Annotated in this window: 17 protein-coding genes and 1 pseudogene; 5 read left to right on the forward strand and 13 right to left on the reverse strand. The window is 53.8% G+C overall.

What is annotated here, in order from left to right:
- Positions 1–38: 38 nt before the first annotated feature.
- The 12 genes and pseudogenes from atpA to ACQ86N_RS41465 all read right to left on the reverse strand — a co-directional run bounded on the left by atpA (position 39) and on the right by ACQ86N_RS41465 (position 8,031).
- A pseudogene (gene atpA / locus ACQ86N_RS41410) lies at positions 39–1,086 on the reverse strand (F0F1 ATP synthase subunit alpha).
- An 84-nt stretch (positions 1,087–1,170) separates the two neighbouring features.
- The gene (atpH, locus tag ACQ86N_RS41415) at positions 1,171–1,737 is read right to left on the reverse strand and encodes an ATP synthase F1 subunit delta (protein WP_431212151.1); all 567 of its coding nucleotides are present in this window, start codon (positions 1,735–1,737) and stop codon (positions 1,171–1,173) included.
- Positions 1,649–2,089, reverse strand: a complete 441-nt coding sequence (locus ACQ86N_RS41420; protein ID WP_431212152.1) for a hypothetical protein — start codon at positions 2,087–2,089, stop codon at positions 1,649–1,651. The genes atpH and ACQ86N_RS41420 overlap by 89 nt, the downstream gene beginning before the upstream one ends.
- A complete protein-coding gene (locus ACQ86N_RS41425) occupies positions 2,016–2,231 on the reverse strand; it encodes a hypothetical protein (protein WP_431212153.1) in 216 nt (71 codons plus the stop codon). Before ACQ86N_RS41425 ends, ACQ86N_RS41420 begins: the two co-directional genes overlap by 74 nt.
- A 125-nt stretch (positions 2,232–2,356) precedes the next feature.
- Positions 2,357–2,605, reverse strand: a complete 249-nt coding sequence (atpE, locus tag ACQ86N_RS41430) for an ATP synthase F0 subunit C (protein ID WP_431212154.1) — start codon at positions 2,603–2,605, stop codon at positions 2,357–2,359.
- Between the two features lie 39 nt (positions 2,606–2,644).
- Positions 2,645–3,352, reverse strand: a complete 708-nt coding sequence (atpB, locus tag ACQ86N_RS41435) for a F0F1 ATP synthase subunit A (protein WP_431212155.1) — start codon at positions 3,350–3,352, stop codon at positions 2,645–2,647.
- The gene (locus tag ACQ86N_RS41440) at positions 3,340–3,729 is read right to left on the reverse strand and encodes a hypothetical protein (RefSeq protein WP_431212156.1); all 390 of its coding nucleotides are present in this window, start codon (positions 3,727–3,729) and stop codon (positions 3,340–3,342) included. Before ACQ86N_RS41440 ends, atpB begins: the two co-directional genes overlap by 13 nt.
- A gap of 203 nt (positions 3,730–3,932) precedes the next feature.
- Positions 3,933–4,916: an ABC transporter ATP-binding protein gene (locus tag ACQ86N_RS41445; RefSeq protein WP_431212157.1), complete on the reverse strand. Its 984-nt coding sequence runs from the start codon at positions 4,914–4,916 to the stop codon at positions 3,933–3,935.
- Positions 4,895–5,665 carry an ABC transporter ATP-binding protein gene (locus ACQ86N_RS41450; protein WP_431217803.1) on the reverse strand — a complete coding sequence of 257 codons (771 nt, stop codon included), beginning with the start codon at positions 5,663–5,665 and terminating at the stop codon, positions 4,895–4,897. The genes ACQ86N_RS41445 and ACQ86N_RS41450 overlap by 22 nt, the downstream gene beginning before the upstream one ends.
- A gap of 478 nt (positions 5,666–6,143) precedes the next feature.
- Positions 6,144–7,607 (reverse strand): hypothetical protein, encoded by a 1,464-nt coding sequence (locus tag ACQ86N_RS41455; RefSeq protein ID WP_431212158.1) that lies wholly within the window; start codon positions 7,605–7,607, stop codon positions 6,144–6,146.
- The gene (locus ACQ86N_RS41460) at positions 7,568–7,801 is read right to left on the reverse strand and encodes a hypothetical protein (RefSeq protein WP_431212159.1); all 234 of its coding nucleotides are present in this window, start codon (positions 7,799–7,801) and stop codon (positions 7,568–7,570) included. The genes ACQ86N_RS41455 and ACQ86N_RS41460 overlap by 40 nt, the downstream gene beginning before the upstream one ends.
- Before the next feature lie 35 nt (positions 7,802–7,836).
- Entirely contained in the window at positions 7,837–8,031 is a 195-nt protein-coding gene (locus ACQ86N_RS41465; RefSeq protein WP_431212160.1) for a hypothetical protein, read from the reverse strand.
- Between the two features lie 143 nt (positions 8,032–8,174).
- On the opposite strand from ACQ86N_RS41465, the gene ACQ86N_RS41470 reads away from it, so the two are divergent.
- The 5 genes from ACQ86N_RS41470 (at position 8,175) to ACQ86N_RS41490 (ending at position 10,882) form a co-directional block, all read left to right on the forward strand.
- Entirely contained in the window at positions 8,175–8,855 is a 681-nt protein-coding gene (locus tag ACQ86N_RS41470) for a response regulator (RefSeq protein WP_431212161.1), read from the forward strand.
- 46 nt (positions 8,856–8,901) lie between these two features.
- Positions 8,902–9,420 (forward strand): histidine kinase dimerization/phospho-acceptor domain-containing protein, encoded by a 519-nt coding sequence (locus tag ACQ86N_RS41475; RefSeq protein ID WP_431212162.1) that lies wholly within the window; start codon positions 8,902–8,904, stop codon positions 9,418–9,420.
- Positions 9,405–9,836: a sensor histidine kinase gene (locus ACQ86N_RS41480; protein ID WP_431212163.1), complete on the forward strand. Its 432-nt coding sequence runs from the start codon at positions 9,405–9,407 to the stop codon at positions 9,834–9,836. Before ACQ86N_RS41475 ends, ACQ86N_RS41480 begins: the two co-directional genes overlap by 16 nt.
- A 20-nt stretch (positions 9,837–9,856) precedes the next feature.
- Positions 9,857–9,949 (forward strand): hypothetical protein, encoded by a 93-nt coding sequence (locus tag ACQ86N_RS41485; RefSeq protein WP_431217804.1) that lies wholly within the window; start codon positions 9,857–9,859, stop codon positions 9,947–9,949.
- 474 nt (positions 9,950–10,423) lie between these two features.
- Positions 10,424–10,882: a 2OG-Fe(II) oxygenase gene (locus ACQ86N_RS41490; RefSeq protein ID WP_431217805.1), complete on the forward strand. Its 459-nt coding sequence runs from the start codon at positions 10,424–10,426 to the stop codon at positions 10,880–10,882.
- 124 nt (positions 10,883–11,006) lie between these two features.
- Here the strand turns inward: ACQ86N_RS41490 and ACQ86N_RS41495 are convergent, their stop codons facing one another.
- Entirely contained in the window at positions 11,007–12,584 is a 1,578-nt protein-coding gene (locus tag ACQ86N_RS41495; RefSeq protein WP_431212164.1) for an ArnT family glycosyltransferase, read from the reverse strand.
- Positions 12,585–12,589: the final 5 nt, after the last annotated feature.

Here is a 12,589-nt window from a genome sequence, read left to right on the forward strand (position 1 = left end):
TGATCGAGATAACGTTGGTGGGGATATATGCGGATACGTCACCGGCACTGGGTCTCGATGATCGGCAGGGCCGTCAGCGAACCACCACCCTTTACGAGGTGACGGATAGACTCGGGAAGGTCGTTCATATTTTTGGCCACGTTGTCATCGGAGATGACTTTCGCTGCGCGCTCGAGCAGACGGCTGTGGAGGTAGAATACGTCACCGGGATAGGCTTCGCGGCCGGGAGGGCGGCGGAGCAGCAGGGACACCTCACGGTAAGCGACAGCCTGTTTCGACAGGTCATCATAGATGATCAGCGCGGGCTTGCCCAGGTCGCGGAAGTACTCGCCGATAGCGGCGCCCGCGAAGGGAGCATAGAACTGAGGGGGCGGGATCGGAAGCCGAAGCGGCAACGATCACGGTGTATTCCATGGCGCCGTTGTCGGCGAGGGTCTTCATCACACCGGCAACGGTGGACGCCTTCTGGCCGATAGCGACGTAGATACAGAATACCGGTTTGCCCGCCTTGTAGAATTCTTTCTGGTTGATGATCGTGTCGATCGCGATAGCGGTCTTACCCGTCTGGCGGTCGCCGATGATCAGCTCGCGCTGTCCGCGACCGATGGGGATCATCGCGTCGATGGCCTTGATACCGGTCTGGAGGGGCTCCTTAACCGGTTCGCGGTAAATAACGCCGGGGGCTTTGCGCTCGAGCGGCATTTCATATCTTTCGCCTGCAATGGGTCCTTTACCATCGATGGGTTCACCGAGGGTATTGACCACACGGCCAAGCATGCCATCACCGACTCTGATAGAGGCGATCTTACCGGTGCGACGGACCTTTGCGCCTTCCTTAATGTCTCCGCTCTCTCCCATCAGTACCACACCCACATTGTCCTCTTCGAGGTTGAGGGCGATGGCTCTGACGCCATTCTCGAATTCCACGAGTTCACCGCTGCTGACGTTGCTCAGTCCGTAGACACGGGCGATACCATCACCCACCTGCAGCACGGTGCCGACCTCTTCCAGTTCGGCGGAAACGTTGGAGTCGCTCAATTGCTGACGCAATATCGCTGAAATCTCATCCGGTTTAATCTCTGCCATAATTGTATTCAGTTTGAAGTTTGTTTGTTTTGTTATCTCCGGCCCCGGAGGGCCTTTGTCCACCCCCGGGCCTTTGGGTCCGGGTTATCTGATCTTATAGATAAAATCGTTGTTCTGAAATTCCTTTTTGATATTGTTCAGTTCGAACGCGACGCTCGCGTCGACCAGTTCGTCCCCGATCTCCAGTACGAAACCGCCGATAAGCGCGGGGTCCACTTCAGTATGAAGGTCGACCTGCTGAATATTCCTTGCAGCCTTCAGCTTGTCGAGGATCGCCTGTTTCACGTCTTCGCCGACGGGCGAGGCAGTAGTGAGCTTTACGGTCCTGATGCCCTTATACGCCTTGTACTGTTCGATAAAAGCAGTCGCGATCTCGGGCAGGTACGCTTCCCTTTCCTTGTTCAGCAGCAGCCTGTTAAAGGAAGCCGTGATCTCAGAAACCTTCACGGACGTGATAGCGTCCAGGATCTTCCCTTTCTTATCGGCCTTGATTATCGGACTGCGCAGGAGGTTGACCAGGTCACGGCTGCTGCGGCAGGCGGAGTCAAGGAAAAGCATGTCACTATATACGGCGTCCAGCTGGCCTCTCTCGATGGCAAGATCGAGGACAGCCTTTGCATAGCGCGCTGAGAGACGTGGGTTTGGTTTCATAAATTAGTTCAGTTTCACTTCGTTCGACAATTGACGGATATAGCTTTCCTGCTGGCTCTTGTCTGTCAGCTCGCGGCGCAGCACTTTTTCCGCCAGCTTCGACGACGAGGCTACCGACCTGGTTCTTGATATCGGTGATCGCGGCCATCTTCTGCGTTTCGATAGCGGCCTGTGCGTCGGCAATGATCTTTCCTGCCTCGACCTTGGCCTGTTCCTTAGCCTCGGCGATCATCTTGTCCTTTGTATCCCGCGCTTCCTTCAGCATCTGTGCTCTTTCTTCACGGGCTTTGGCCAGCAATGCCTCGTTCTCGCTCTTCATCTGGGCCATTTCCAGCTTTGATCTTCTCGGCACTGGCAAGGGAATCGGCAATCCCGGTCTCCCTTTCCTTCAGGGACTTCAGGATCGGCTTCCGGGCCAGCTTACGCAGGATGATCAAAAGAAACAGGAAGATGATCACATTCCAAACAAATAAACCTAAGTCAGGAGTTAACATAATAACTATTTTGTAAAAAGTTGTGTAACCAGGTTAAAAATACTGCACCCTCGGCCCTGTGCGTCGGATGCAGTACATTTCTTTAACGTTCCGTCCCGCCGGACAAAGTCCGGCAGAGCATCGCCTTATCCCTTTGCGAATACCGCGAGCAGACCAGCGACGGCAGCGAGAAGGGCAACACCTTCAACCAGAGCCGCAGCCAGGATCATGTTGGAACGGATGTCATTCGAGGCTTCCGGCTGACGGGCAATGGAGTCAACTGCTCCTTTACCGATCTGTCCAATACCGATGCCAGCACCGACAGCGGCCAGACCTGCACCAAGTGCACCGTAACCGGGCTGAATAACGTCAGCCAAGAGATTCATCATCATCATTTTTGTTGATTTTATATTTAAAAAAACGTTTGGTCAATTTTAGATTGCTACATTCTCGTGATGGCCGTGCGCGTCGTCGTGTCCGCTCTCAAAAGCCTGTGCAACAAACACCGCGGTCAGGTTGGCAAAGATATACGCCTGGATGAACGCGACCAGTACTTCGATCAGATAGATAAAGATCGACAGGGCCACGAACAGCGGCGAAGTTCCCCAGCCCAGGGCCGTATTCATCGCGCCGAAAATAAAGATCAGGATGATAAAGCTGAGGATGATGATGTGCCCGGAGATCATGTTCGCAAAAAGACGGATGATCAGGGCGAAGGGCTTTGTAAAGATGCCCATTATTTCCACCGGCCACATGATCACCTTTACGCCTGCGGGTACGGGTGGGTTAATGATATGTCCCCAGTAGTGCTTGCCCGTGCTGAACATGATCACTACAAAGGCGAGCAGCCCCATCGCACCGGTAAAAGCGATATTGCCGGTGACATTGGCGGTCCCGGGAATCAGCCCCAGTAAGTTGTTGATCAGAATAAAGAAGAAGACGGTCAGCAGGTAGGGCATGTATTTCTCGTACTTGTCGCCGAGGTTCGACTTGCCGACTTCGTCCCGGACGAAGGTAATGACCGGCTCGACCGCATTCTGAAATCCGGTAGGCGCCGTTTTTACACCCTCGCCTTTTTTGTACTGGCTTGCAACGCTTCTCATCAGGAAGATCAGCAGGATCGCGGCGATCAGCGCCTGCATCGCGTTCCGGCCGAGGAAAAATCATATACGGCCACCGAAGCGTCGGGCCGGCCTTCCGCGTCGACGGCGTAGATCTTTGCCGTCTTGAATTGTTTCTCGTCCAGGTGGTGCTCCTCGACGTACTCTTCGTTCAGCAAACGGTAGCCATTGTAGACCGTATTGCCTTCTTCGAATTTCGAAGACATGAAGACCGAGAAACCTTTCCCGGAGGAATAGACGATCACCGGAAGGGGAATCGTAACGGGCTTCTTATTGAGAGTGAAAAAATGGAATTCGTGGGCGTCGCCGACGTGTTCGAGGATCAGTTTGGCGGGATCCAGGCTGCCGTGTTGCTTAGCCGTCTCTTCGCCGGCATTCGGGGCCGGCGGCTGCGCCATACACACATTAAAAAAACAAACTACTTAGGCTGAAAGCCGCGACCAATATAGATTTGAAGCATCTCAATGCCATACCTTCCTGAAATTTGCCGCAAAGATACGGGCGGAGGGGCAGAATATAAAAAGAAGATTAAAAAAAGTCATCCCCATTCCTAACGATACTAGTTAATTGATTCTCACGGTTTTCAGTCAGCGATGCCTCGCTACGACGCCTTCTTCTCAGCGTGGGTGTGTTTGCTGAACTGCATCTCGTGCAGCCGGGCGTAAAACCCACCTTTTGCCAGCAATTCTTCGTGCGTTCCGATCTCCCGGATCTCACCCTTGTCCAGGACGATGATCTGGTTCGCCTTGCGGATCGTGGACAGCCGGTGGGCGATGATTATCGAACTGCGCCCGGTGATCAGTTTGTCGATGGCTTCCTGGATCAGCAGTTCCGATTCGGTGTCGACGGAAGAGGTGGCCTCGTCCAGGATCAGAATGGAAGGATCGTAGAGCAGCGCGCGGATGAACGACAGCAGCTGCCGCTGGCCGAGGGACAGGGACCCACCCCGCTCCATGACGTTGTAGTGATACCCGCCGGGCAGGCGCATGATAAAATCGTGCATCCCGATCAGTTTGGCGGCTTCGATCACCCGCTCCATCGGAATATCCTGATTACGGAGCGTGATATTGTCCACGACGGACCCCGAGAACAGAAAGACGTCCTGCAGTACCACGCCGATGCTCCTGCGCAGTGCATCGAGTTTGTATTCTTCGATACGCACGTCGTCGATCCGGATCGCGCCGTCCTTTATCTGGTAAAGGCGGTTCATCAGGCTGATGATCGAGGTTTTACCGCTGCCGGTATGTCCGACGATAGCCACGGTCTGGCCTGGCTGCATGGTAAAGGAAATGTTCTTCAGGACGAGCCGGTCGTCGACGTAGGCGAAATTGACCTTGTCGAACTCTACCTTGCCCCTTATTTTCCCGGGAGGGAAATTGCCCTCTACTTTGATCGTATCATCGTTGTCCAGTACGCGGAATACCCTCTCGCTGGCCACCATCCCCATCTGAAGTACGTTGAATTTGTCGGCGATCACCCGCAACGGTCTGAACAGGAGGTTGAGATAGAGATAGAAGGCCACGATCTTGCCGCTGAGCTCCTTTGCCTCCAGCTCGGAAACGTTCAGGACCGGGTGGCGCCCCACCAGACCAGCAGACCGGTGGAGATGGCAAGGATGATCTCCACCACGGGAAAAAATACCGAATAGGCGAAGATCGCATTGATATTGGCGTTGCGGTGTTCGCGGTTGATCTTGTTGAACTTGGCGTCCTCGCGCTGTTCGGCTGCAAAAGCCTGTACGATCGGCATACCGGTGATATGCTCCTGAACGAACGCGTTCAGCGCCGCCACGGCATTGCGTACGCGGATGAAGGACTTGTTGACGGATTCTTTAAAGAGCCAGGTCGCCAGGATCAGGAAAGGGAATGGCGCGAGACAGACGAGTGTCAACCGCCAGTCCACGACAAACATAAACGCCAGTACCGAGAGAATGGACAGGAGGTCCGCAATGATGGGGATCAGGCCATCGGAGAAAATGTCGTTGATGGCCTCGATATCGTTGATGGTACGGGTCGTGAGCGTTCCGATCGGCGTTTTGTCGAATTGGGAGAGGTTCAGTCCGAGGATCTTCCGGTAGACGTCCACCCGCAGGTCTCTCACCACCGTCTGACCAAGCCAGGCCGTTATGAAGGAAAAATAGAAGCGGGCGACGGTTTCGATCAGCAGAAAAACGATCTGAAGGACCGTCATCCAGATGACCAGCTCTACAAAATGGTTCTTCAGGGACAGGCCCGGGGCTCCGGCCCCACCCCGTATGTAGGTGTTGATCGTTACCTGGATCAGAAAGGGCCGAAGGGGGAGAGTATGGCCAGGAGTATAGAGAGAAATACCGATACATAGAGCCTCCTCTTATAGGGGGCCGCATAGCGGAATACCCTGCGCAACAAGCTAAAATCAAAAATTTTCTTTTTCTTCTTCTCGTCTGACATATCCGGCCTGCAAATTACAAAGAATTCTAGTCATCCTGGTCCATGGCCTTGCGGTAGGCTTTTATAAAGATCGCCCCGAGATTCTTATAGGGGGAATATAGTCGTCGAACCTCTCTTTGGCGGCGGGGTCCTTTTGAAAACTGGCTTCCAGTTCCCGCCACATCGGCAGCCAGTCTATTCCCTTCCCTGCGACCAGCGAATTGTTGATCGCCCGGAGAATGGGCTCGTTGACCGTCTTTGTACCGACCTGTTTGGAAGAGATGATATGCGCGTCCTCGCTGATCTTCAGCACTTCGCTGAGGTTGTTATATCCCCCGCAGGAGCCTAATACGACGATCCTCGCCGAGGCCGGCATCTGTTCGATGGTATACTTTACGTGATAGCTATGTCCGCGGTGGATCACGATGGTGGGCTTGAGGTGATGGTCGTAGAGGTAGTCGTTCAGCGCCTTCTGGGCTTTGGCGTCGGGATCGTCTTCGCCGAGCAGGGGTTTGTTGGCATAAATGGTCACGGGTTTGCCGTGGATCGAGCTGATCGTCACCCACTGCGGGTTCTCGGCGATCTTCCATTCCGGCTTTGCATGCAGTTTGGGCCGGAAAAGGGACATGAAATCGATGTAGGAGTTTTTGCCCGTCCTTGTCCTTATCGCCGTAAAAGAAAACCTGCTGGATCACCCGGCCGCTGTCATCCGTCAGCGCGCTGCGATCGATGGTATATACGGGCGGTATGCCGAGCTGGGCGGAGAGGTCCACCTTTTTGGTCGTATCGGCCGACTCGAAAAGGGTCTGGAGAAGGTTATAGATGATGGTGCCCTTCTTGTTGGCCGCGGCCACGTTCTTGTCGTAGTTCCATTTCACCTCGCTGAGGATATACCGGGCCAGGGCCGGATTCTTTTCCACGATGCTGCTATAGGAATCCGCTACGTCCACGGCCTCTTCTTCATCCGCATTTTCCAGATGGATGACAAAGGATTTCATAACTGTACCGGCGTTCTGTTTGTCCATCGTACCCAGAAAATGTTCCAGCTTGTTATAGGCCGCCGCCATCTTGATGAATTTCCTGAAATAGTCGCCGTGTACCTGCATCAGGAGGCTATCCCCGTAGGGGGCCTTCATCCGCTGGAAGATCCGGTCGTATACGCCCAGATAGCTGGATGTATAGATCTCGTCTTCGCTGAGCACCACGAGATAGTAGAGCTCCTCCGGTGTCAGGGGGTCCAGTATTTTGAACCGGATGGCGGGGTTCTCGACCGTGTGCAGGGCGTTGATCTCACCTACAAAAACCTGTTTGCCCTTCTTTTCCAGCATTTCGGTCAATGCATTCATTTCCAGAGGAGTATCTTTTGCCGGGGGCAGGAGGCGGGCCGCGTAGTCAAGGCGCGTCCTGACCAGCAGCCGGTAATAGTTGAGGTCGTCGTCCTTTACTTTGTCGATATCTTCGATGGTTATCCTGCCTTTGACCAGATTGTCCAGGAAGGGAAAATAGAGCTGTCCGCTCTTGCTGTTGGCCAGTTGGGCGACGGTATGGACGAGGGAGTCTTTGCTATTGCGGATATGGCTGCCCAGATCGCCCGAGATAGCGGCAAAATCATACATCTGGCGGACGTTGTTATGACCCGCCACGATGATGAGGCTATCCTCGAATGGCAGCCCCTGATGTCCACGTAAATAGTTGAGGATCAAATTGGGGTGCATCTCGCAGTATCGCCGGGTCAGAATCAGCCGGGAGGGTTTTACGCCGACATTCTCCGACGGATAGCCGAAGCAGTCTACGACGATATTGCCGACCTCGTAGGGGCTGGCGAAGATCACCGGTTCGATACTCCGGCCCTTCTTATCGAGTTCCATGGCCTCGGTGAAGGCGTCGACCAGCCGGGGGCCAGCGCCGCGGAAATGGCCCGGGCCTGCCAGGTCTTGTTGAACCCGAATAGTAGGTCGGCAAGCCCGCGCAAATAGCGTTTCTTATTGTTGGTATTGAGAGTGGAATCGAGCTCTATCTGCTGCTGGAGGAGGTCGATACGCCTGCTCAGGGCGTCCGTCACCTGAAGATTGACGGTCTCGTCTTTGGAAAGCCGGATCAGGCTGTCGTATTTCCCCCGCCGAGAATGACCAGCCGCTGCTGTTCCTGGTCTACCTTGTCGTGCCAGAGCATGCGGTCCTGGGCAATTTTGAAGGGATAGGAATTGGGTTGAGCCATCCCGGTAAAAGGGATCGTCATCACCAGACCAAGAACCCAAAAAAGAGGTAAAACCGTTCGTATCGCTCTATTCATAGGCATTTTATCCACCCGTTGTCAGCAAAAATACGACCAAACACCCCTATCATATTATTTATGTATTAAGAAATTGTAAACTGATCCGGGATATTTTTAGCCCAAACTTAATTTGGAGTAGGTTTGCGTAAATTTTTAATTTGATGGAATCCAAAGGCAAGAAGATCCTGATTGCAGACGATGAGCCCGATATCCTTGAGATCATTCAGTACAACCTGACCAAGGAGGGATATGAGGTGACCACAGCCAAGGATGGAGATGAAGCAATTGGAAAGGCCAAGATTGTCCGGCCGGACCTGATCATTCTGGACATTATGATGCCGAAAAAGAACGGGGTCGAGGTCTGCGAGGTCCTGCGCTCACAGCCTTCCTTCAAGGAAACCCTGATCCTTTTCCTGACAGCGCTCAGCGACGAGGGTTCGCATGTGCGGGGCCTCGAGACCGGCGCCGACGACTATGTCACGAAGCCGATCAGTCCGAAGGTGCTGATCAGCCGGGTCAACGCCCTTTTCCGGCGGGTCAATAAAGAGCCGGAGGACAAAGTGCTGAAGATCGAGAATCTGTCCATCGACCCTGCCAAGTTCGAGGTGATGGTAGACGGCAAGGACGTGACCCTGGCCAAGAAAGAGTTTGAGCTGCTGTACCTGCTGGCTTCCCGGCCAGGGAGGGTCTTTCTTCGCAACGAGATCCTGAATCAGGTGTGGGGGAATGAGGTCATCGTTGGGGACAGGACTATCGACGTACATATCAGGAAGATCCGGCAGAAGCTGGGTCTGGACTGCATTACGACTGTAAAAGGGGTGGGTTATAAATTCAATCTCTAGACCGGGGCCCGAACACGGGAAGCGATTTTTTTGTAATTTATGATCCATGCCTTCCACTAAAAATCTATCTCCCAAACAATTATCTGCCCTTACCGCCAGCCTGCTCGCCCTGCCCATCGCGGCGGGTATTTATGTGCTGACGGGCAACCGGGTCTTCGGACTGGCGTCGCTGCTGATCATTTTTTCCGGCAGCTACGCGCTGATCCTGTTCACGCTGGAGAAGTTCATCTACCGGAAGATCAAGCTGATATACAAGCTGATACACCAGACAAAGGCTACCAAGAAAGAGGAGGTCTACTTCAAATACATCCTGCCCCAGAAGAGTATCGATGAGGTCCGGGAGGATGTGGAAAAATGGGGGGAGAAGCGCAACGAGGAGATCGAGCTGCTGAAAAAGAACGAGGCCTACCGCAAGGAGTTCCTGCAGAATCTGGCCCACGAGTTCAAGACCCCGATATTTGCGATCCAGGGCTATGTCGACACGCTGCTGGGCGGGGCTATGGAAGACGCGGTCATCCGGAAAAATTCCTTGAGAACGCCGCCAAGAATGTGGACCGGCTGGTGAATCTGATGAACGATCTGGACGAAATTTCGACGCTGGAGCGCGGTGAACAGCTGCTGTACAAACAGAATTTCGTCATTCAGGACCTCACCCGCGAGATCTACGAGTCGCTGTCCATCAAGACCCATGGCAAGAACGTGAGGACTACCATCAAGAAAGGGTGTGAATCTCCGATCACCGTTTTTGCCGATAAGGAGAAGATCCGGATGGTGCTGATCAATCTGGTGGAGAACGCGACGAAGTATGGGAAGACGGGAGGGAGTATCGTTGCCAGTTTTTATAAGATCGATGAGAAGAATGTCCTGATCGAGATCAGTGATGATGGGATCGGGATAGAGGAGGAGCATCTCTCGCGTATTTTCGAGCGGTTCTACAGGACCGATACGGCCAGAAGCCGGGACAAGGGGGTACCGGATTAGGGCTCGCCATCTGCAAGCATATTATTGAGGCCCATAGCCAGTCCATACATGTGAGGAGTACGCCGGATGTAGGGACCACGATCGGGTTTACCCTCGAATCGAGGAGGGATTAGGGTGCCTGGGGGAGTTGGAGGGGAATTGGAGGGGAGCTGGCCCGGCCAGGGACGGGATTAATTGGATTTTCGTAGCTTTGCGGGCTATGACGACGACCACCCAAATATTCGATTATAGCAAGTGGACGGCCCAGCTGCCTGAGCTGAGCAAAAAATATCAGGCCGCCAGCCCCTACCCCCATATCGTACTGGAAAACTTCCTCGACCCGCAGGTTCTTGACCAGTGTATCGCCGAGTTCGACAAGCTGAATGAGAACAACGGCTGGATCAACTATAAACACTACAACGAGGACAAGCGGGGTTTGAACAAGATCGACCTCCTGCCGGAGACCATTCGCGGGACCATCAACGAACTGAACTCCCCCGAATTCCTTCAAGTGGCTGAGCGTCATCACCGGAATCAAGGATCTCCAGAAGGACGAAAGCCTCGAGGGTGGCGGCATTCACCAGTCGACGCGCGGCGGTTTCCTGAACATCCACGCGGACTTTACCGCCCACCCCCACCAGAAGAACTGGCAGCGGAGGGTAAACGTACTTGTTTATCTCAACAGGGACTGGAAAGAAGAATACGGCGGCAAGCTGGAACTCTGGGACAAGAAAATGAAATCGTGTGAAGCGGCGGTGCTACCCGTCTACAACCGCTGTGTCATCTTCAATACGGACGCCGACTCCTACCACGGGCATCCCGAACCGATGACCTGTCCCGAAGGCGTATTCCGCAGATCGATAGCCCTCTACTATTATACGGTCGAAGCGAACCCGTACCGCCGGGCCACGTACTATAAAGCAAGGCCGGGCGACGGCAGCAACAAGCTGCTGGTGAAGCTGGACAACGCGCTTGTCTCGGCGTATACGGCGGTAAAAAGCAGGCTGGGGGCCAATGACAAAGTGGTCTCCGGGATCCTCCGGATGTTTCAGGGAAAGAAGAAATAATCAGAAAGGCTCCCTTCGGGAGCCTTTTCTTTTAATCATTTATTTCGTGGGGGGCGGGACTTCTCTCCTGAGGAATACAAACCCGTTCTTCCTGTAAAGTTCTTTCAGCTGCGGGAACTTATATTTATCCTCCCGGTCTACTTTTGTGACGAAATAGGCCGGTTTGTCGATGGGGCCCCAGAGCAGCCACTTGCTCGTCGTAAGAGTTGGGGTTGGTGGGCCGGGGTTTCATCGTATAGAAAAGGTCGCCATAGCTCTTATAGCCGAGCGTATGTACATAACAGTCTTCTCCCTGGCGGGCGATGAAGAAGTCGATGGCCGCGCCCTGGCTGTAGCGTTCGACTTTGGGGACGATGATCGCCGATGCAAAAAAGATCACGATGGCCGTTCCGACAAACAAAACCCGCGCCGCGCGCGTATAGTTGCCCCTCGACAAATTGCGGATGCCGACGACCAGCGCCACCACCATCAGAATGCCGATCAGCCCTTCGAGACCGGACCAGTGAACCTCGGCCTCCATATTGCCCTGGGCGAACTTGTCGTCGACGTAGGGCGCCAGTTTATGAACATACAGGCCGATAATGGCAACGCCCAGGATCGCAAGGGAAATGAGCCCTCCGAGAATACCCATCAGCACTCCCGTATATTTCTTATAGATGAGTTCGTGCCGGTCCCATTTGTAAATGGAATACGCGGCCAGGAACGTGACGGGGAACCAGGCCATGGAAGAATAGTGTATGATTCTGGACTGGACGATGGTGAACAGTATCGTCACCACCCAGAAGAGCAGTACCATCCATTTCTTAAAGTCCCGGTCGTACCGTCCGTTGTACTTGGCCTTGAAGAAAGAGGGAATCGCCAGAATAGAAGCGGGAAAACAGCCGATCAGCAGGACAATATAGTGGTACCCGAAAAATCCCGCCTGGTCGGCGTCGTGGGTCGTGAACAGGCGCCACTGGTATTTGAGGAACTCGTTGATGAACCAGGGCCCGCGTTTGATCGTCTCGTAGCCATACCACGTGAACGTGACCAGAGCGGCGACGATCAGGAATACGATAGCGTGCCACCAGGAGAAATAGAACTTCACCCTATTATAGAGCAGATAGACGCCGAGGACCAGCAGGAAGACCATCAGGGCGACCTGTCCCTTCATCAGTACGGCCAGGCCCATCCAGATACCGGACCAGATGACGTAGTAGAGCTTGCTCCTGTCGACGCCGGGTTTGTCGAAATTATTCCTCTTCCAGTGGTAGAGTATAAAATTATAGAGAGACAGAAAGATGAACAGGTTGAACCAGGGGTCGATGATTCCCGACTTGAAATACATATTCGGGAAGAGTGACCCGCCGTAGGCCAGCGCCCAGAGGACGCCGAATTTACGGTCATAGACGCGGGTGCCGACCACAAAGACCACGATGAGCGTGACGATCCCGCAGAGCGCGTTGGGGAAGCGGGCGGCGAATTCCGTTACGCCGAATAGTTTCATGGCCGTGCTCTGCATCCAGAAGAACATGGGCGGCTTCTCCCAGAACGGTTTAAAGTCAACGTATACCCGCGTATAGTCGTCCATTTTGATCATTTCCCGGGAACATTCGGCAAAATTGATCTCGTCCCAGTCGAAGAGGTGGACATGGCCAAGAAAAGGAATGAACAAAAGAGCGGCCAGCGCGCCGATCACGAGGATAGTGGTTGTCTTCGTCAAACGCA

The organism is Puia sp. P3 (assembly GCF_050632245.1).
GTDB lineage: Bacteria > Bacteroidota > Bacteroidia > Chitinophagales > Chitinophagaceae > Puia.